This is a genomic window from Candidatus Aminicenantes bacterium (genome assembly GCA_011049425.1).
GTDB lineage: Bacteria > Acidobacteriota > Aminicenantia > UBA2199 > UBA2199 > UBA876.
The window spans coordinates 1-19,666 of the sequence record DSBM01000047.1; the positions used below are offsets into that span (position 1 = coordinate 1).

At 54.8% G+C, this 19,666-nt stretch carries 17 protein-coding genes and 1 riboswitch; of the genes, 6 read left to right on the forward strand and 11 right to left on the reverse strand.

The annotated features are described in order from the left end of the window. The 3 genes from ENN40_03170 to ENN40_03180 form a co-directional block, all read right to left on the reverse strand. Positions 1 to 581 (reverse strand): chloride channel protein (locus tag ENN40_03170; GenBank protein HDP94342.1); only part of this gene is annotated, 581 nt, incomplete at its 3' end. 3 nt (positions 582 to 584) lie between these two features. Then, positions 585 to 1,292: a helix-turn-helix domain-containing protein gene (locus ENN40_03175; protein ID HDP94343.1), complete on the reverse strand. Its 708-nt coding sequence runs from the start codon at positions 1,290 to 1,292 to the stop codon at positions 585 to 587. Between the two features lie 33 nt (positions 1,293 to 1,325). After that, positions 1,326 to 3,134 (reverse strand): hypothetical protein, encoded by a 1,809-nt coding sequence (locus tag ENN40_03180; protein ID HDP94344.1) that lies wholly within the window; start codon positions 3,132 to 3,134, stop codon positions 1,326 to 1,328. A gap of 136 nt (positions 3,135 to 3,270) precedes the next feature. Continuing rightward, positions 3,271 to 3,434, forward strand: a riboswitch (cobalamin riboswitch). Positions 3,435 to 3,520: 86 nt separating this feature from the next. Here ENN40_03180 and ENN40_03185 point away from each other — a divergent pair. Continuing rightward, a complete protein-coding gene (locus tag ENN40_03185) occupies positions 3,521 to 5,353 on the forward strand; it encodes a TonB-dependent receptor (GenBank protein HDP94345.1) in 1,833 nt (610 codons plus the stop codon). Positions 5,354 to 5,906: 553 nt separating this feature from the next. Here ENN40_03185 and ENN40_03190 read toward each other — a convergent pair. The 3 genes from ENN40_03190 to ENN40_03200 all read right to left on the reverse strand — a co-directional run bounded on the left by ENN40_03190 (position 5,907) and on the right by ENN40_03200 (position 11,010). Next, entirely contained in the window at positions 5,907 to 7,367 is a 1,461-nt protein-coding gene (locus ENN40_03190) for a TrkH family potassium uptake protein (protein ID HDP94346.1), read from the reverse strand. Between the two features lie 8 nt (positions 7,368 to 7,375). Further along, on the reverse strand, positions 7,376 to 8,731 hold the full coding sequence (trkA, locus tag ENN40_03195; GenBank protein HDP94347.1) for a Trk system potassium transporter TrkA: 1,356 nt from the start codon (positions 8,729 to 8,731) through the stop codon (positions 7,376 to 7,378). A gap of 158 nt (positions 8,732 to 8,889) precedes the next feature. After that, positions 8,890 to 11,010, reverse strand: coding sequence for a tail-specific protease (locus ENN40_03200; GenBank protein ID HDP94348.1), 2,121 nt, complete (start codon positions 11,008 to 11,010; stop codon positions 8,890 to 8,892). 139 nt (positions 11,011 to 11,149) lie between these two features. Here ENN40_03200 and ENN40_03205 point away from each other — a divergent pair, with 139 nt between their 5' ends. After that, a complete protein-coding gene (locus tag ENN40_03205) occupies positions 11,150 to 12,514 on the forward strand; it encodes a sodium-dependent transporter (protein ID HDP94349.1) in 1,365 nt (454 codons plus the stop codon). Here the strand turns inward: ENN40_03205 and ENN40_03210 are convergent. Beyond that, complete coding sequence (locus ENN40_03210; GenBank protein HDP94350.1) at positions 12,495 to 13,187, reverse strand: endonuclease III; 693 nt, start codon at positions 13,185 to 13,187, stop codon at positions 12,495 to 12,497. The genes ENN40_03205 and ENN40_03210 overlap by 20 nt on opposite strands. After that, a complete protein-coding gene (locus tag ENN40_03215; GenBank protein HDP94351.1) occupies positions 13,168 to 13,590 on the reverse strand; it encodes an OsmC family peroxiredoxin in 423 nt (140 codons plus the stop codon). Before ENN40_03215 ends, ENN40_03210 begins: the two co-directional genes overlap by 20 nt. Positions 13,591 to 13,745: 155 nt before the next feature. On the opposite strand from ENN40_03215, the gene ENN40_03220 reads away from it, so the two are divergent. Together ENN40_03220 and ENN40_03225 are read left to right on the forward strand one after the other, a co-directional pair. Further along, entirely contained in the window at positions 13,746 to 14,975 is a 1,230-nt protein-coding gene (locus ENN40_03220) for a GAF domain-containing protein (protein ID HDP94352.1), read from the forward strand. Positions 14,976 to 15,025: 50 nt separating this feature from the next. Next, positions 15,026 to 15,487, forward strand: a complete 462-nt coding sequence (locus ENN40_03225; GenBank protein HDP94353.1) for a hypothetical protein — start codon at positions 15,026 to 15,028, stop codon at positions 15,485 to 15,487. On the opposite strand, the gene ENN40_03230 is transcribed toward ENN40_03225, so the two are convergent. From ENN40_03230 to ENN40_03240, 3 genes are all read right to left on the reverse strand, one after another. Continuing rightward, positions 15,475 to 17,190, reverse strand: a complete 1,716-nt coding sequence (locus tag ENN40_03230) for a DUF3943 domain-containing protein (protein HDP94354.1) — start codon at positions 17,188 to 17,190, stop codon at positions 15,475 to 15,477. The genes ENN40_03225 and ENN40_03230 overlap by 13 nt on opposite strands. Before the next feature lie 80 nt (positions 17,191 to 17,270). Then, on the reverse strand, positions 17,271 to 17,579 hold the full coding sequence (locus ENN40_03235; protein ID HDP94355.1) for a hypothetical protein: 309 nt from the start codon (positions 17,577 to 17,579) through the stop codon (positions 17,271 to 17,273). 296 nt (positions 17,580 to 17,875) lie between these two features. Continuing rightward, positions 17,876 to 18,511 carry a class I SAM-dependent methyltransferase gene (locus ENN40_03240; protein HDP94356.1) on the reverse strand — a complete coding sequence of 212 codons (636 nt, stop codon included), beginning with the start codon at positions 18,509 to 18,511 and terminating at the stop codon, positions 17,876 to 17,878. Positions 18,512 to 18,664: 153 nt separating this feature from the next. Here ENN40_03240 and ENN40_03245 point away from each other — a divergent pair, with 153 nt between their 5' ends. Continuing rightward, positions 18,665 to 18,916 carry a toxin HicA gene (locus ENN40_03245; GenBank protein HDP94357.1) on the forward strand — a complete coding sequence of 84 codons (252 nt, stop codon included), beginning with the start codon at positions 18,665 to 18,667 and terminating at the stop codon, positions 18,914 to 18,916. Further along, entirely contained in the window at positions 18,906 to 19,232 is a 327-nt protein-coding gene (locus tag ENN40_03250; GenBank protein ID HDP94358.1) for a type II toxin-antitoxin system HicB family antitoxin, read from the forward strand. The genes ENN40_03245 and ENN40_03250 overlap by 11 nt, the downstream gene beginning before the upstream one ends. Positions 19,233 to 19,666 lie beyond the last annotated feature (434 nt).

Here is a 19,666-nt window from a genome sequence, read left to right on the forward strand (position 1 = left end):
CCGGTTACCGAGGCAATGGCAACGGGCAGCATGTTTACCGCGGCCCATTCCCCCAGAATCACTTCCATGGTAAAAACAATGCCGGTAACCGGGGCATTAAAAATGGCGGCAATGGCCGCGGCGGCGCCGGATCCGGTGGCGGCGACACGGATGCGGTCATTGGACCGCAGCCAGGCGGCTACGCGGGAACCGATACCGGCTCCCGAGATCACAACCGGCGCCTCAGGCCCGGCGGATCCACCACTGGCAATGGTCAGGAAACTGGCTACCAGGCGCGAAAACACCGAGTTTCCGGGTAAACGCCCGCCCCGGGCGCTTACACTGAATATGACTTCGGGGACACCATGGCCCGACCGGTCCCGGATAGCGTAACGCAGGAACAACACGGTCAGCAGGATCCCCACGGCGGGCAAAACCCAGTAGATGGACGGGCCGAAGCGCGAAAGCCAGCGGGGAACTGCCTTCAATGCCAGGTTCAATCCCAGGGCGGCGAATCCGCTGAAGACCCCTACCAGCACACCGATCATCACGAGTTGAATGCGATGGTCAAGGTTGCCGACTCGCTGCCGCAAAGAGAACATGCCTTAACCGGATCCGTCCAAACCGGAAAAAATGGTTTTTTCATTCTCCCGGATCATTGCAAGGGCCTCTTCGGGCAATCGACAACCCCGCAAGTGCAAAGAAAAATCTTCGCGACGCAGCAGGTAACCAAGGCGGGAAAGCAGCCCCAGGTGGGTGGGATTGTCCGGGCTGAACATGGCAAACAAAAGATCCACCGGCTGGCTGTCCACAGCGGCAAAGTCAACGGGTTGACGCAAATAGAACAAGGTGATGCGCGGGCGATTGACGTTGAGGGCGCACATGTTGCGGGGATGGGGAATGGCCACGCCGCGGCCGATTCCGGTTGACGCCAACTCTTCGCGGGCCAGCAATTCCTCAAACACACGATCCCGCGGCACGGGGGGATCAAAACGCAAACGATTCGACACGGCTTCGAGTACGGAGTAGACATCTTTGCCTTCCAGGTCAAACTCCACTCCGCCCGCGGCTACGGCCTGGAACAAGCGGTCATCTCTATCCCGGCAACCCGCCTTTTCCGCATGGGACGGCATGATGGTTAAATCATGGGAATGGGCCCATAACACCAGATCCTCGCGCCGGAATCGGACTCCCTGGTCACTGAACTTGCAGGGAATCTTGCCCTGATGCGCCCAACGCTGGACTTTGACCACGGGAATCTGCAACAAGCGGGCCACGTCGGCAACATTCAACCAGTTATGATTTCTCGGCATTCATACTCTTTCTATCTTGGAAACAGGGCGGGTTCAACGGTATGTGGCCAAATCAATGACCCTGGCGGGTGGATCCTGGTTCAGAAAATAGGCGGGCAGGCCGCGCATGGCTTCAAGGGCGCTGTCTTCGCTGCTGAAACGCCCCCACATCACCAGGAAGCAATTGCGGTTCCCGCGTTTTCGCGGCAAGAGAAAAAATTTGTCCGGTTCATGGATGCGTTTGAAAGCAGCGCCAACGGAAGCGGTTAGGCAATCCAGCTCGAGCAGAATCGAGAATCCCGACATCTCTTGTGCCATTTGCGAACGCCATGCTTGCGCCGCCTCCAGATAGCGCCCGCTCCGCAGCAACTGCAGGGGCGCATCGCCGCCCGCGACCGGACGGATCGTTGCAGGTGTTTTTTTTTCCGACTGTTCGGCTTTTTGCGGATCCGTATCTTTAATACGGGATTTTTTACCCGCATCGGCCCTGGTGTCGACCATGGCTGGGGATTTCGCGGTTGCCTGCTCTTTTGCGGGAAGGGTATCCCGCTCACCTGATTTTTTGTTTTCAGCGGCGACTTTCTGCACAGTGGGTTTGGTGTCGGAAGCGGGAATGTCTTGGGTATCGGATGTCAACAACAGAAAAATGGCGCCGCTGGTCACCAGGATGGCGAATATCATGATCAACAGCATGTTGACCTGTCGGCCCTGGCGGGTTTCCCGTTTAACCAAATCATCCACGCTGGTTTCCACCGGGACTTCGTCCGCGATTGAGAAATCCAATTCGCTTTGCGGTTCCTTTTCTTTGTCAAAAGCGAATGAATCCGGTTCTGTTTCAGCGACATGCGAATCAGCCCCATCCAGGGACTCCGGACCAACCATGTCATGCGCGCTTTGCTTTCGATTCAGATCGGTAAAGGAATAGAATTCCGGAGCAGGTTCCGCGGATTCCAGGTCCAGGTCCAGAACGCTTTCCGGCGCACCGACGGCATCGGGCGCTTCCGTTTCTTTATCATCGGTCGCTTGAGGCATGGAACCATCCTCGGCTTGTCTGCGGGGAACGGTTTCACTTTCAGCGGTCACCGTCGCGGAGGACTCCGGCGAAAGGTCAGCGGAAAACGCTTGCTGTGGTTCACCAAGCGGATCGTCCATGGGCGCCGGTTCACCGGGAAGGCGAACCAGGTCTGCCAACAGAAAAAAGTACACCACTTTCATCAACGCATCCCGGTGTGAATCCGCATAGCGGGAAAGAATATCCTCTATGCTTTCCCGGCCGCTGAAATGGGAAAGAAACTCCCGCTTTTTCTGGCTGAGGTTAAACGCCTGGACCCTTTTGTCATCGGCGCGGGATTCCGGCCGAACGGACAAGTCGGGAATACGTTGGTGAACCTGGTCCACGGAAACATTTTCCAATACGAAGTTGAACACCATGGAGACCAGGTCCAAGTCCATCTTGAACAGGTTCTCCGGGGGTGGAGATGCAATAATTTGAAAACCTCCCCGGTTCCAGGCCAAGACATCATCCAGGATGCGCTTAAACTGCAGACGGGTGCATTCCACCAATTGTTCAACCGAAAGCAGGCCTTTTTCAATCAGGCTTTTGCCCAAGGCGGTCCCCGATTGCTGGCGCCGGATGCGATTCAGAGTCAACTCATCCACCAGGTGTTCTTCCAGCAATATCCGCTCCAGTTTGTCCTCCACGGAATTGGAAATGGCCCAAACCAGGTGTCCGCCATCAAAATGGAGTGCCTTGAGGGTTTCCTCCTGCTTGAGGTAAAGTATCCCCGTCAGTCCCGACTCCGCAATATGCAATAACAGCCCCGGAGCGGAGATCCTGGTAAAATCACCCTTTTCTGGAATCATATCGTGCATTTCCCAACACAATTTACTCCAGTATATGGCGCAAAGTCAAGGGCCGGATCAATGCGCTTACAACTGCTCGCTTACCCCTTGACAACCCCGGAGACAGCGCGTAAGATTGAATCGCCCGGATCGGTCCAGGGAAGTGGCAGGGGAGTAAACCTCCCCGGGCCCGCAGCCCCCGCTGCCGTATCCGATCGGCGGTTGATCCGCCGCCGGCGGCTGTCTGTCGCCGGGACCCGGCCAGGCGCCACTGCCTCTGATGGCGGGAAGGCGGCCGGGTTATCGAAAGCCGGAAGACCTGCCTTTCCGCGGCCAGCCGCTTGGAACCGCGGAGGGCGTTCCGGTGGGAGAAATGTCCCCTCCACAATATTCATCAGGAGGATAATATGAAGTTTTTCGCGGCACTCATCCTGGGAATGACGATAACCTGCCTGGCCGTTCCGGGCCCGGCAATGGAAAAAACCAATGAGCGATCCCATGAAACCCAAACCATTGTGGAAACCGTGGAAGTGGTCGGCCGGATCCCTCTGAACAGGGTGGTTCAGAGCGTAACCGTACAGGAAGCAAACCTTCAGGCCATGGGCGCCTGGGGTTTGAAAGATCTGTTGAACCGCACACCGGGGTTCCTGGTGCTGAACAGCGGCCACTTCGGCCAGATGTCGTATGCGTTCGCGCGTGGCGCCGCGGTCAACCAGACCCTTTTCATTATTGACGGCGTCAAGGTCAGTGATCCATCCTCTTCCCTGGGACTGAATTTCTCTATGATCCCCTCACTGCTGGTGGAACGAGTGGAGATCGTACGCGGTCCCCTGGGTGGATTATACGGCTCCAGCGCCATGGGGGGCGTGGTGAGCCTCACTTCCCGCCGCGACGAGGGTGTGAGTGCCGCGGCGGGCTTCGGCAGCCACGGCACTTGGCAAACCGCTGTTCACGCCGCCGGCCGCTTCGGCGACTGGCAACTGGCCCTGAATGCCGACCTGAACCGTTTCAACCACGACCTGGACAACGATGAATTCAACAACCGCGGCGTCAGCGCCCGGGCCATGTTCCAACGGGGCAGCCTGGAAGCGGGCCTGCAATTGTTCATCCATTCCGCCTCCAGCGGCATTCCCACCTATATGGGCTTGCCTGCACCCGACCGGCGGTATGACCAGGGCAGCCTGATGGCGGCCCTGCCCATAACCTGGACGAGGGGCGAGCACATCCGCATAAAGATCCAACTCTCCCACAACACGAATGTCTACGAATTCAACGACCCCAATGATGCCTGGGCTGCCTATTTCAAGAACCGGTCCCGGATCAACGATTTCGATGCCTCGATTTCCGGGCGATTCACACCCGGCTGGCATTTTCGCGCCGGCTTGAACGCCGCATTTCATACCATTATGAACCAGACAGGCGACACGGCGGATATGGACGACGAGAACAGCGGTTATTTCTCCGGCTATGCCGGCAGCAACCTCAATCTGGGCAAACTCCTGCTCACAGCCAACCTGCGCATCGACAAGTACCGGGACGTGAACGCCGCCTGGTCTCCCCAGGTAGGCGCGTCCTTCCTGGTTACGGATCATTTCAAGCTGCGGGCGTCCTGGGGAAAGGGTTTCCGCGCCCCCACCCTGCCGGAACGGCTCAACCCCTCCTGGGGCAACCCAAACCTGAAACCCGAGGCCAGCCGCTCTCTTGAAGGCGGCGTGGATCTCTATCGAAAAGACTTTAACCTGGGAATCGTCTGGTTCGATACCCGCTACCGCGACTTGATCGGTTTCTCTCCCCTCACCTGGAGGTACGCCAACCTGAACGAAGCCGTCATCCGCGGCCTGGAAGCCAACCTGGCGTTAAGACCATTGGCGGAACTCGAACTCCGGGCCGCCTGGACCTGGCTGCACACGCATGACCGCCAATACGACCGGCAACTGCTGAGGCGACCGGAGCACGCCGTTTCCGCGGGTTTCACCTGGACACGCCCCCGTTTCACCCTGGGGGGCGAGATGGTGTACGTGGGCAGACGGCTGGACTTTAACGAACTTGACTGGATCTTTCCGGTTGTGGAAGTTCCCGCGTTCAACACTTTCTCTTTCCACGCCACGGTAAGCGTCACCCCCACCCTCTCCCTTGAGGCCCGGGTGACCAACGCTTTCAACGCCGATTACGCCGAAATATACGGGTACCCGGCACCGGGAACCCGGGTGATGGCCGGCCTGCGCTTCCAGACCGATTAGTCTTCTCGATATCCGGCCCGAAGGCAATAAGGCTCTGGAACTGATAACGGCTGCCGCCTGTGCACCCTCTGCCAGCCCCACTGTCCCCAGCAAGTACCTATCGCGGAGATCCTGCGTTTTGAACGCTACGCCGTAGATGACCAGGATTGGCGCAAGGCCCGCGCCTTGTACAGTGAACTCCCCCGGCGCGGAGACGCCTGCAACCACTGCGGTAACTGCCTGGAATACCGCCCCCAGGCCCTGGATATTCCAGAGAAGCTCGCCGGTGCTCACCGCCTGCTCTTTTATGCTTAAAAAGAGTTGGAGAGTTGAAGAGAAGGCTACAGGTGACAGGAAGGCAGGAGACAGTCAAGGGGCGGTTCGTGAACCGCCCCGTAGAAAGTAGAAGGTATAACAGTGCAGGTCATCACAATTCTTTCAGATACTTCATCACAGAGCCTGGAGAGTTCCTCATCACATGGGTGCTTTTGCACCCCCATCACGAGCATGACAAGCTCCCATCACAAGAATGAATTAAGGAAGTCGCGGGGGGAATGCAAGTAAGAAATCCGGGCTAACGACTGGACCAGAAGTCGCGGGTAAACAGCAACAACACGGTAAAGATCTCCAGGCGCCCGACCATCATGGTAAATGCCAGAATCCACTTGCCCAGATCCGGCAGGAAAGCGAAATTGTCTGTGGGTCCCACCAACCCCAGGCCCGGACCGATATTGCCGATACAGGATGCCGAAGCCCCGATGGCGGTGAGCAGGTCCATTCCCAGCGTGGTCATGATAATGGATACAAATACGAACAACCCGACATAAAACAAAAAAAACCCGATAATGGAATGAACCACCTGACGTGGAATGACCCGCCTGCCCAATTTCAAAGGGATTACGGCCTGGGGATGCAACAGTTTGCGCAACTCGATCATGCCCTGTTTCACCACCACGATGAACCGCATTACCTTCATGCCTCCGCCGGTACTGCCCGCTGATCCGCCGATAAACATCAAGAGAAAAATCAATACCTGGCCGAGTGGGGTCCATTTTTCGTAGTCCGCGGTCACAAATCCCGTAGTGGTGCCGATCGACACCGCCTGGAACACGCTGTAACGCAAAGATTCCAGAACCGAACCGAATATGCCGGCAATGAAATTGGAAAAAGTCAGCACCGCGGTGACGCCCAGCGCAATTCCAAGGTAAATCTTGAACTCGAAATCTTTCCAATACACGTTGAATCGTCCCAGAAGGAACCTGTAGTGCATGGCAAAGTTGACTCCGGCCAGAAACATGAAGAGAGTGATCACGCCATCGATATAGGGGGAATGAAATGCCTGGATCGATGCGTTCCGGGTACTGAAGCCACCTGTGGCCATGGTGGCAAAGGCATGGCAGACCGCATCGAAAAAGCTCATGCCTCCGAAAGTCAATAACAGCGCTTGCACCAGTGTGATCCCCACATATACCAGCCACAACACTTTGGCCGTATCTTTGATCCGGGGAGTGAGCCTGTCCGCGGTGGGTCCGGGCACTTCCGCTTTGAACAACTGCATCCCGCCGATACCCAAGAGAGGCAGAACGGCAAGAGACAATACGATAATGCCCATACCTCCGATCCAGTGAGTAAAGGCACGCCAGAACAAGATCGCCCTGGGCATGGCTTCAATATCATTCAGAATAGAAGCTCCCGTGGTGGTAAAACCCGACATGGACTCAAAAAAAGCGTTTGTAACCGAGGGGATCGCTCCGGTAAAGAGATACGGAAGCATCCCAAACAAAGCCATCAGCAGCCATCCCAGTCCCACAACCAGGAAGCCGTCGCGAAAACTCAGCTCTTTGCCGTTAGAGGAAATACGGATGGCCACAAAACCCGATATCAAGCAACAGAGCATGGACAACAGCAAACCTTCATACAAAGGTTCTCTGTACAATACAGATATTCCCAGGGGCAACAACTGCATGAATCCGATCATCAGAACCAGGTAGCCCAGGATATGCAGAACCGTTGAAAAGTTAAAGGTTTTACGCATACTGAAGATCAGCCGAACATCTTTTCAACCCGTCGCAGGGCTTCCCGCTCCAGGATAACGATCATTTCGTCGCCGGGTTTGATGCTGTCCTCACCGGAGGGAACGATGGTTTGAGAATCACGGTAGATGGCACCGATAATGGCGTTCCTGGGAATCTGGGCCTGCAAATCCGACAGCGGGATCCCCAGATAGCGGGAATCCTCAGACACCTGGAAGGTCATCATCACCACGTTTGTGCCTTTCAAAGTGGAAGAGGAAAGCACCTTCCCGTGCTTCATGAAACGCATAATGGCGTTGGCCGTGGCGATTGAACTGTTTACGCAACGGGAAAGCCCGATTGTTTTGCTGACCGGAAGGTAATCGATCTTTTCGATACGCGTAATGGTGCGGTTGACCCGCAAGTGGTTGGCCAGCAGTGATGAGACCACATTGATCTCATCGCTGACCGTGAGCGCCAGGAAAAAATCCATCTCAATAATGCCTTCCGCCGCCAGGGTGTTCAGATCCGTTCCTTCCCCGTGAACAACCAGGCAGTCGTTGAGCGTCTCGGAAAAGTACTCCGCCTGCTTTTCATCCTCGGTGATGATTTTCAGGTGGAAGCCGCCCTGGAGTTCAAGGTATTTGGCAATGGTCTCCACCAGCTTTCCACCCCCGTGAATCATGATATTGCGACTTTTATGCCTGTCGTGAGATCCGGTCATGGCAAAAACCTCGTCCAGGTACTCGCGACCGGTAATTACAAAAAACTTGTCGTTTTTCTCCACAACGAAGTCTCCCCTGGGAATATGGGCCTCAAGACCCCGCTCAATCACCACAACCCGCACGTGTTCCAGGGAGAAGAGGGTGGCAGCTTCAGCCAGGGAGTGCCCCACAATCGGTGAATCCTGGCTGACAAGGGTGGAAAACAGCATGATGCGACCATTGTAGAATTCATACACATCAATTGCCGAAGGGTAACTCAGCAGGTTCTCAATTTCCCTGGACAGTTCCATTTCGGGGTGAACGATCATGTCAATACCAAAATAGTTCAGGTCGATGAGTTCGTCCACGAAACCAAAGCGATCTTCCCGAACACGTACAACGGTTTTTCGCGCGCCGATTTTCTTGGCCACGGACGCGGAAAGAATGTTCACCTCGTCATTGGAACTGACCGCGATAAAATGGTCGCACTCACGAAAGTTTTCACTGTTAAACACTTCACGATTGATTCCGCGGCTCTCGATAACCAGTACATCCAACTGGTTTCGCAGGTTTTCGCATAGCTCGGGATTGGATTCGATCAGGGTTATGTTATTCCCTTCTGAACTCCAGGTTTGAGCGAGATACCTGCCGGTCTTACCGGCGCCGAAGATAATAATGTTCATCGCTTATCGTACCCTGACCAATCGCAATTGAGAACAAATTCCGGCCAGTGACTCTGTATGTGCACATGCTTTCATCCCAAACGGCGATAACACATGTGGGCTGATTATAACAGGATGCAGAGAAAACATAAACATGGGAGTCCGACTCAATCGGTGATTCAACCGCTCGTTAACCGGATCAAATCCTCCAGGATGCGGGACCCCTCTTTGAGCACGTGATCCTTTCCCAGGTTCTCTAGCCAATCACGACGACGCTCCCGGTACTCCCGGCTCAGCCGTTCCCCCCCGGAGTCGTCTATCTTTGCCGTGTCCAGAAACACCAGACCCGATCCCTTTTCGCGACGGTCCCGCACATTCTCCAGGCACCGCCGCAATTCTTCCCGTTGATTGCGGGCTTTCGTCAGGTTCAACGTCACCTTCGTGTTCCCGCGGTTGATTCTTGCCAAGCGGACATACTCGGTTAAATCAATAAAATAGGGATCGCTTGTGATCCGCTCCCGGCTGCGATTGCGCAAGCGCTCACGCAGGTCCAACGTAATTTCTCTGCGTCGAGGATATTCCAGTTCTTTTACACGATCACCGTTCAAGGCAAAAGGCAGGTATCGTTCGCCAATCTCCAGGTGAGACAATGTGTTGGGAATGTACACATCCGGTTGCACACCTTTGAACTGGTTGGATTCTCCATTCACACGGTAGAACTTTTGCACCGTCAACTTTAGCGCACCCAGTGGAACGCCGAGTTTCTCAGCCTGGTCGGGTACGATACGGTCCAGGTCAAGCATCTGTTGAACCGTTCCTTTGCCGAAACTGTGGGCGCCGCCGACTACCAAAGCGCGATTGTAGTCCTGCAAGGCCGCGGCCACGATTTCGGAAGCCGATGCGCTGACCCGGTCAATCATCACCAGCAGCGGACCGGAATAGACTTCATCATCGTCCGGATCTTTCAACACCTGGGTGCCGCGGATGCGATCCCTTACCTGGACGACCGGACCCTTTTCAATAAACAGGCCGGCAATACGGACGGCATCGGTCAACGCCCCGCCCGTGTTTCCCCGCAAATCCAGGATGATGCCGGAAACTCCCCGCTGCTTTAAATTTTCCAACTCGCGGCGGACATCAGTGGTGGAGTTACGCCCTCCTTTATCCTGAAAATCGTTGTAGAACCGCGGCAGGTAAATATATCCCAGACTGGTTTGCAAAGACTCGCCACGCACCACGGTTGAGCGCGCAAAAGTTTCTTCGATTACCACCACGTCCCGCTCAATGGCGACCTCTTCAATGCGTCCGTCCGCCTTGCGAACCGTCAAGCGCACCACGCTGCCTTTGGGCCCGCGGATCAGCTTAACCGCGTCCTCCACGCGCATGCCGACGATATCATCGGAAGGTCCGGTCTTGCCCTGCCCCACCTTGAGAATGCGATCGTGAGGTTCCAACTGCTTTTGACGCCAGGATGGTCCCCCCGGAACCAGGCTTACAATTTTGACATATCCGTCCGCCTCCCCCAGGAGGGCGCCGATACCTTCCAACTTGCCGGTCATTTCGATTTCGAAATCCTTCTGCTCTTTGGGGGGGAAATAAGCAGTGTGGGGGTCACCCACTCCCAGAACAGCGTTGACGTAACGGGCAAGGTCATCTTCAGGGCCGGATTTGAGCATGCGTTCCAGCATATCCATATATGCTTTGAGAGATTCGGTTCGGGCTTTATCCAGCGCCTTTTTCACGGCTTCCGGGCTGTCTTTACTTTTTTCCCCGCGTCCCAGGAAGCGGATCAGGGTTTGGTGTTTGAGCAGAAGCCGCCAGTATTCGCGAAGATCTGCGACACCCGTTACCCACTCTCGTTTTTCGCCGTCTAATTCGACCTCTTCTGATCGTGAAAAATCAAAGGAATCTTTTGCCAATTCAGGCAGGAATCCGCGAATTTCATTGATGCGCTTGCGTATTTGTTCCGACGCCAGGACCATGAGATCGAATTCGCCCTGGGCCAGTTGATCGTCCACTTTCAGCAAAAAAGGCTGGAAACGCGCCAGATCAAAGGCAGTAAAAAACTGTTTGTTGGGGTCGAGAACCCGAAAATAATTCTTGAAACCACTGCGAGAAAAACCATCGTCCACGCTAACGCCGGCGTAATGCCATTGTTGCAGGCTCTGGAAAAAAATGCGGGAGAGTATTTTTTGACGCGACAACTCATTCGCGTTTGCAACTCCGCAGAGGAGTAGAACCAGGGAAAACCAACGCAAAAGACAGTGACGCATATCATCTCCTCGCTCTCTATCTGCCATGAATGAAAGCCATGCGCATTATACACCACCTGAACTATCGATCAAGCGCGGGAAGAAACCGGTTTGACAAGCCTTCCCGCCTGTGTTAGTACGAAATTCCAACCAGGTATGCTGAATGGGACCGAGAGAGCAAAGGGACATGACCAAGCGCGGCAATTGGAATTCCCGTATCGGATTCATTCTGGCGGCTTCCGGTTCAGCAGTGGGGCTGGGAAACATCTGGCGCTTCCCCTACACGGCGGGGAAAAACGGCGGCGCCGCTTTCCTGATCATTTACCTGGCCGCCATTGCCGCACTCGCCCTTCCGGTGCTTCTGGCGGAAGCCGCACTGGGACGCGCCACGGGCAAAAATCCGGTGGGGGCATTCAAGGCCATTGTGCCTCGTGGACTGTGGAGAGGGATCGGCTATCTCGGCGTCACCGCGGGTTTCATGATTCTTTCTTACTACGCCGTCATCGCCGGCTGGACGCTGGGATATTTTTTCAAAGCCCTGCGTGGCGAATTCAGCCGCCTGAGCACGGCCGGCAACAAAGCGGCTGCGATGTCGCGGCAGAACTTTGAAACCTTCACCTCATCACCAGTGTTGCAGATCATCCTGATTGCCGTCTTTCTGGGCCTTACCGTATACGTGACATCCCGGGGAGTTTCCGGCGGCATCGAACGCTGGTCTAAAATGCTGATGCCCGTGCTGCTGGGGCTTCTCCTGCTGTTGATGATCCGCGCCCTGACCCTGAAAGGTGCCGGCGCCGGAATCGAATTCTACCTCAAACCCGACTTTTCATTGATCACCCCGTCGGTGATCATCGCAGCCATGGGCCAGGCTTTTTTCAGCCTGAGCCTGGGCATAGGCACCATGATCACCTATGGTTCTTACGTGAAAAAAACCGAGAACCTTCCCGCTTCAACGGGCTGGATCGCTTTATGTGATACCTTTATCGCCGTAACGGCGGGATTCATTATCTTTCCCGCTGTTTTTTCCCAGGGCATGGATCCGGCTGAAGGACCGGGATTGGTTTTCAATATTCTGCCGGTGATTTTCGCAAAAATCCCCTTGGGCCAGGTGTTTGGCGCCTTCTTTTTCCTGCTTCTTGCCATTGCCGCCCTCACCACTACAGTATCGCTACTCGAAGTACCGGTGGCGTATTTTATTGATGAACGCGGCTGGCCGCGCCGTCGCGCCGCCTGGATTGCCGGGGCCATATGCCTGGTATTCGGAATCCCTGCGGCACTCTCTCAGGGAAGCGTGGGCTTTTTAACCCGCTTGCCCCTGGTTCACACGGATTTCCTGAGCTTCTGGGACCTGATCTGGGGCAACCTCGCACTCAGCATAGGCGCATTGCTGATTGCCGTTTTCGTCGGCTGGATATGGAAAAGCGGCAACGCACTGCTGGAGATATCCCGCGGCAGCCGGCGTTTCCGGCCGGCCTTTTTGTGGGTGATCGCAATCCGTTACGTGGCTCCGGTGCTGATCCTGGTCATCCTGCTCAGCAAGATTCTTGCGTAGACCGTTTTTCCATTCGCGTTGTGTACCAAGTGCAGTCTTCGCGGATCGCACAATCCGGACAACGGGGGTTGCGGGGACGGCAGAGGGTTTGCCCGAACCCCACCAGCACGCGGTTGATACGGTTCCATAATTCTGCTGGGAACAACTGCTTTAATTCCGATTCCACGGCCTCGGGAACTTTGCCATGGGCCCACCCCAGGCGTCTGGAGATACGAAACACATGGATGTCTACAGCCACTTCAGGAATATCAAAAGCCAGTGAACGCACCAGGTTGGCGGTTTTGCGCCCCACGCCGGGCAATTGCGTTAATTCTTGCACTTGCTTTGGAACCCGGCCTTGCTCGCGGGCCAAGCGACGGCTGATTTCCAGTATATTTTCCGCTTTCCGACGGAAAAACCCCACGGGAAAGATGGCGTTTTCAACCTGTTCCCGGCTTAAACGTGCCATGTCCAGCGGATTTTGCGCCAGCGAAAACAGGCGCGTGGATGCGGCAAGTGTTACCGGATCACGGGTACGGGAACTGAGCAGGACCGATATCAATATTCGAAAAGGCGTGTCACGGATGCCTTTCTCAAACGCAGCCACCGGCGGCGACAGTGTTTCCACCTGGATGCGGATCCGCTTCAGCAGGTCAACGGCCTTGCTGCGCAGATCAGGCGAGTTCATCTCCATTGAGAACAATGCGTCGCGTAATTTTCACTCCGGGGCGCAGGGTGGCGAATACCCCGCAATAGCGTTCTTCCGACAAGGAAACCGCCTTACTCACCTTGTCGCCGGCCAGATTTGATCCTTTCAAGACATACGTCACTTCCACGGCTGTATAGTTTTTGGGGTGTTCATGCGCTTCTTCCGCCTGGATACGGACTTCAAAGCTTTCCACCTCCTGGCGCATTTTCTTTAAGATGGAAATGACGTCCATACCGGTACACCCGGCCAAAGCAACAAGAAGCAGCGGCTTGGGGGAAGGTCCCCGATCCAATCCTCCTACTTCGCGATGGGCATCCACCACGATTTTATGGCTACCCAATTCACTTTCAAAAGCCATTCCGTCCAACCAGCGCGTCGTCAGTTTCATGCCTCCTCCTGTCTGAATACGGCAAAAAGCCCTTTCGCGATCCAGGCTCCAAACAAAGAAAATATAATTATACCTTCTCATGGGGAGTGAAACAACAGCGGGAAATGGATTGACAACCACAGCCGTTGCGTTTATAAAACCATGGGAGGAAGCCTTTGGGGCGGCAATTGCAGCGCGACAGCATTCTTCACATTACGGAAATCAACAGGCGCATCAACCAGTACAGAGACCTCGATTCTCTTTTAAACCACGTACTGCGGGAAGCCCGCCAACTGACCGCCGCGGATGCCGGCTCCATCTACATGATCCGAGATGGCCACTTGAGTTTCGAATACGTTCAAAATGACAGCCTTGCCGGCCCCAAACATTCACCGGACTTTCTGTACCAGCACCAGACAGTGGCGATGGATCACCGCTCCATCGCCGGACACGTAGCCATTACGCAGCGTCCCCTGCTTATCGATGATGTTTACCATCTGCCCCCCGGCGTTCCCTACACATTTAATCCCAGTTTCGACCAAAAGACCCGCTACCACACTCGATCCGTTCTCACAGTGCCGCTGATGAACTCCCGGGACCGGATCATGGGCATCATGCAGATCATCAATCCCCGGAGCCAACAAAAAGGGCACACGGTCTTTAACCAGGACGATGAAGCCATTGTCACCTATTTTGCCAACCTGGCCGCGGTTGCCATTGAAAAGGCCCTGTTGACACGGGAAATCATTTTGCGCATGATTAAAATGTCCGCTCTCCGTGATCCCGAAGAAACAGCACCCCACGTCAACCGGGTGGGCGCCTATTCCGTTGAGATCTACCACCGCTGGGCCTGGGACCACGGCATCGAAGAAAGCCGGATTCAACGCACACGTGACCTGCTGCGAATCGCCGCCATGTTGCATGATGTGGGCAAAATCGGTATTAGCGATTCCATTCTAAAGAAACGGGGCAAACTCACTTCGGCGGAATTCCGCCGGGTGCAACTGCACACCGTCTACGGCGCGCAGCTGTTTACAGACGTCACCTCGGAGTGGGACGAAATGGCGGCTCAGATCGCGCTTTCGCACCACGAACGCTGGGATGGATCCGGCTATCCCGGCGTGATTCATGACTTATCCACACCCCCCCGTCGCCTGGGACCCGGACTTCACGGCGAGTCGATTCCCATTTTCGGTCGAATTGTGGCCCTGGCGGATGTCTATGACGCGTTGATGTCCCAACGAAGTTACAAGCCCTGCTGGAAAGAAAGCGACGTACTGGAGCATATCGGAAACCAGCGACAGGGTCACTTCGACCCCGCGGTTGTGGACGCGTTCTTTGCCGCTTACCCTGTCATTCAATCCATTCAGAAAAAATACGGCGACGGAAGTTTCCCCAGCGGTTGACGCTTTTTTCTCTTCCATCTAGAATAATTTTACACTGTGGAGGTATTTGTATGAATCATGCCCTTGCCGTATTCACTACAGGTCTGGGAATTTTATTTGCCGTCACGGGTTGCTCCGACGGAAACTACACCGATCTCCGACAGGTGATGGAGAAACAGGCGGAAGTGGTTGAAGAAACCACAAAGAAACTTGCCGCTGCCCGCAATACAGCCGATGTAGTAGCGGAAGTCGATCGCTTCAGCGCGGCCATGGATCAGCTGGCTCCCAGGGCGCAACAACTAAGCGCCAAATACCCGGAAGCAATGGAAGCTTTGTCCCGGGGCCGCGTTCCGGATTCTCTCGGTCCGATCATGCGCCGGGTCAACGAATTGGAAACAGACTTTTTTAGAACGGCCACGGGCATGATTCGCTTTGTCGGAGACCCCCAGGTGGAAGCCGCTCGGCGCAAATTCGAACAGGCCATGCAAACCCTTGCCTGGCGGTTAAGCGACCCTCCGCGTCAGAATCCGTAGCACAGATGCATCGACAACCGGAAATCCCGTTCCCGGGAGACGAAGTCGGATATTTTCCCCATCCTCAGCACCTGTTCAAACATTAAACGCACCTGCACAGCAGAACCCGGCAAACGATACCCCAGGGATGTGCCCAGGCGGGATCGTGAATCCCGGATTTTTATGGAATCATTGATATCATCGGCGAAACGATCCAGACCTTCAATGGAATTGGATACCCAGGCTTTTGCCCAGGCCGACCAATCCACGCCCGCAGCCGTACGCAGTTCCAATTCAATTGAAGCAGACAAGCCCAAACCATAGTAGTACCCGTAGTTGGCGAGTGTAGACTTCATTTCCTCCAGGGGATTGAAAACATCCGAACCGCTCACGTTCCGGTACTGGGAGTTGGTGTAATCGTTGAGAGCGAAAGCTCCGGTCATGGCAAAATCCAGGGTCGTTTCCGCAGATGTTGTCCATTCGAATCCCCGGCCGCGGTACCGCCACTCCATGCGCGGACCGATCAAGTGAACTGCGGCATACTTGTCAGTAAATTGGGTGGGCAAAGGGATCTGGACGTAATCAATGGGTCGAAAAAACGGGTCTTTTCTCTCATACTTCCAATACTGGCGCTGACTGTACAATTCAAAGGCCATGACAGCGCCAATTATCAAACTGTGGCCCCGCGTATTCCAATCTTTAACCGGCGATAGATCCTGCCAAACCCACCCCCATGGCATGGTTCCGGCCAGGATTTCGTATTCCTCCAATCCATCAGATCCCACCAGCAGTTGCATGCCCAGATGAGTGGATAGAATATCACCGCGCCATTCATTTAACTTACCCGGCTGATCATATCCGGGCACCCGAACCAGGTCGGCGGTCAGGCCGAGTTCAGCAAAACTCCGATGCTGCTCACCCGCAAGGTTTTTTCCGCTGCGATGCCCCGCATACAGGCGGAAACGGTGTGCGCTAAACTCGGGATGAAAGATCGATTGTTTGCGATCCAGCCAGCGGTTAAACGCCCGCATGGGATTGAGCAACCCGCCCATCAGTTTTGCCAACCAGCCCGGGTGGGATTGCAGAAACGACCCGGTCTGGAAAAAAACTTCGCCAACGGGAAATCCCCCTATTATTGTAAAGATGTTGTCGTTGATGGAAATCACTTCCCGCCACTCCACCAGCAATTCCCAATAAAGGGATGTCAGGGTAGTATAAAGCAGGGAACGGGACCAGGAAAGGTAGTTGGTACGGTACGCGTTGTAGTAGATTGCCCCTGACAGGGCATGCCCCCAATTGGTGAAATAGGCGTTGGAGTCAAAGCGCCAGCCGTGGCTGGTGAAAAGGCGACGGGTCTGGTCTTTCCAGTTGAATTTGAACTGCCAGTCCTCCACCCAGTCAATGTACCGACGCCAGTAGTTGGCCTGCGAGGCCCCCATGATCAGCCCGCCTTCGATAAAAGCGCGCAAGGTTTTGGGAGCTGGTTGATAAGAACCGCCTTCGCGCTGGGCGGCGTCTTTGCTGCCGGGATCCCCGCCGTTTTTTTCAGATTTGTCTGAATCTGCATTTTTCTGCTGATTGATCTGGATCGGCGGAGAAAGGGACAGGAACGGCAAGGAATAATTGCCGGCATGGATCCCGAGACGTTTGGGATTCTTTGGAAGAGGGAGAACCGCGGCCGTTAGAATAAACGTACACAACACCAATAAAATTGTCTTTTTCAACAGATTCACCACCGGGAAACCATTCAATCAGGGGCATGGTATCATTCCAGCCCCCCCGGTGTCAATTCCGAAACCAGGCACTATTGGCTTACACGCACCCCTGCTTTCTCTTCCAGGGGGAAATCATCACCCAGAACACAGGAGAAGAGGGTTTCCAGCAGACGGGTGATCGGCCCCGGGGTTTCAGGAACAAGAGTTGCAACCCGGGGCCATTTTACCGAGACACCGCAAAGACGGCGCATGAAAGCCGGGGCTTCCGGATCCCGCAGAAAAAAGTAACCATGACGATGCACAAAAGCGTCGGTCACGTTGTTGAGGATGTCACGGTTGATAATGGACGGGTGGTGAAGCGGATAACCATATGAACCGTTCTGGACTGCATTCAACATAATCGCCTCCGTTACATGCATATGATAACGTGCCGCTGTGCCAAATCCTGTCCCACCGGCGAACAAATGGCAAACAAAAACAAAATTAGAGAGTTGGAAAGTTGAAAAGTTGGAGAGTTGGAGGGAGCCCGAGCGAACGCGAGCCAATAGCCACTGGCCTCTCACCATTTTTATCGTCATTTGCTCGCTGCGCTTGCGTCATTGGTAAGAAAGTTGAAAAGTTGGAGAGTTGGAAAGAAAAAGCATTGAGGCTGCTTTGACTGATGTTGTCCTTCCTGACACCTGTCACCTCAGTTTCACTTTTCACTAGAAAAGATAACCACCCCGTCGGGCAGGATCTCGAGCTTTGCCCCCCATCGCTCCGCCAGCCACTGGAAGGTTTCGGGGGCGAAAAAGCACACGTGGGTCTCGTCCTTGCGGTAGTGCCAGGTTTCGAATTGCTCCACCGGCACCACCGGTTTTGTCATGACCGCCAGCATGCCCCCCGGCCGCAACAACCTGTAAAGGAGCGTCAGGTCACGTCCCGGGTGGTGGAGATGTTCCGCGGTTTCGCACACGGTGATGAAGTCGTAGCTTTTTTCCAGGGCCGCCGTGTCCGGAGCGTAAAACACGTCATACAAGGTCATGTCAAATCCGGCAGTGCGGAACATCTTTGCCAGTACCGGCCCGGGCCCGGAGCCGAAGTCCAGCCCCGCCGCCCCAGGTGCCAACCGTCCCATAACCGGATCGAACAGTTTTTTCAAAAAACGGACGTACCCCTCGTTCTCCGGGCTGTTCTCGTGCAGGTCGTAGCGCTTCTTTTCCTCTGCGGCGCTCAAGTAATACCGCGGCGGCACAAATACCAGCCCGCACTCTCCGCAGCGCACATACTCCCGCGCCTGGTCCCGCCAGTAGAAACCGGTCTCCCCGTCGCCACACACCGGACATTGCATGCCGCCATTATCGCATATTTGAAAGCAAGTTTAGGAAGTTGGAGAGTTGGAGAGTTGGAGAGAAAAAGCACCCCCGGCCCCCCCTTGCCTCTCACCCTTCACTGATTTTCAACTTTTTAATTGGGATTGAATGATGTTGAAATATGATATCATATATGCTATCATATTGGCGTGGACAAAAGCCTTCTGGATAATCCGAAGAACGTGCGCTTCGATGACCTGCTGAACCTTTGTCGCAAGTACTTCGGAGAGCCCCGGATTCGCGGCAGTCACCACATTTTCAAGACGCCGTGGGCCGGAGATCCTTTTGTCAACCTGCAGAGGGACGGCAAAGCCGTCAAGCCCTACCAGGTAAGGGATGTCCGGAAAGCCCTGGAGAAACTGGAGGCCGAACATGGCAAGTAAGGAGAATCGTTATACTTACCGCATCGAGTGGTCGAGTGAGGATGGAGCCTTTATCGCCCGCTGTGCCGAGTTCCCCGGCCTGGGCGCGCACGGCAAAACCCAGGAAGAGGCGCTGGCACAGGCACGAATCGCCGTGGCGGGCATGGTGGAATGGCTGCGGGACGAGGGGAAAGAGGTCCCGGTGCCCCTGGGTGAAAAGAAGTACCGCGGCCACATCTCGTTGCGCATCCCCCCGGATGTCCACCGCGCCATGGCCATCCAGGCGGCGGAACAGAACGTCTCCCTCAACCAACTCATCCTGTCCAAACTCACGTGATCAAGCATCCCACCCGACCCCATCAGCAAACCGACAACTAGTGTCCTCATCGATGTAAATACTACTCAGAACGCCATGCGCACACCAGGCAGATTGCGGTAAACACAATATAGCCCACAATAAACTTGATAGCACACTACATTTAGTGTATAATCAAAATAAGATAGCAGAAATGTTAAGGGGCGTTGATGCTTGAAATAAACTCTTACGGGATTCTTGGGGAAGTCATTTTTTTCGATGAATCCCAAGCAAGGTCATATTACTACGACCCATTCATCGGATCTTCAGTCGAATTAAACCGAAATCTAGACTGGTTTTTTGATTTCCCAAACTGGGCTCGCAAAGGACTTTTCCAAGCCTTTCCCAGTATTAAATTCAACTGGAACGGATCATTCAAAGCCATTAAGCAATACGAATACAAATCTGATTGGTAC

Coding starts and splice junctions, on each gene's coding strand:
- ENN40_03175 (HDP94343.1), bottom strand. CDS start 1,292: ATGCCGAGAAATCATAACTGGTTGAATGTTGCCGACGTGGCCCGCTTG.
- ENN40_03180 (HDP94344.1), bottom strand. CDS start 3,134: ATGATTCCAGAAAAGGGTGATTTTACCAGGATCTCCGCTCCGGGGCTG.
- ENN40_03185 (HDP94345.1), top strand. CDS start 3,521: ATGAAGTTTTTCGCGGCACTCATCCTGGGAATGACGATAACCTGCCTG.
- ENN40_03190 (HDP94346.1), bottom strand. CDS start 7,367: ATGCGTAAAACCTTTAACTTTTCAACGGTTCTGCATATCCTGGGCTAC.
- trkA (HDP94347.1), bottom strand. CDS start 8,731: ATGAACATTATTATCTTCGGCGCCGGTAAGACCGGCAGGTATCTCGCT.
- ENN40_03200 (HDP94348.1), bottom strand. CDS start 11,010: ATGGCAGATAGAGAGCGAGGAGATGATATGCGTCACTGTCTTTTGCGT.
- ENN40_03205 (HDP94349.1), top strand. CDS start 11,150: ATGACCAAGCGCGGCAATTGGAATTCCCGTATCGGATTCATTCTGGCG.
- ENN40_03210 (HDP94350.1), bottom strand. CDS start 13,187: ATGGAGATGAACTCGCCTGATCTGCGCAGCAAGGCCGTTGACCTGCTG.
- ENN40_03215 (HDP94351.1), bottom strand. CDS start 13,590: ATGAAACTGACGACGCGCTGGTTGGACGGAATGGCTTTTGAAAGTGAA.
- ENN40_03225 (HDP94353.1), top strand. CDS start 15,026: ATGAATCATGCCCTTGCCGTATTCACTACAGGTCTGGGAATTTTATTT.
- ENN40_03235 (HDP94355.1), bottom strand. CDS start 17,579: ATGTTGAATGCAGTCCAGAACGGTTCATATGGTTATCCGCTTCACCAC.
- ENN40_03240 (HDP94356.1), bottom strand. CDS start 18,511: ATGCAATGTCCGGTGTGTGGCGACGGGGAGACCGGTTTCTACTGGCGG.
- ENN40_03250 (HDP94358.1), top strand. CDS start 18,906: ATGGCAAGTAAGGAGAATCGTTATACTTACCGCATCGAGTGGTCGAGT.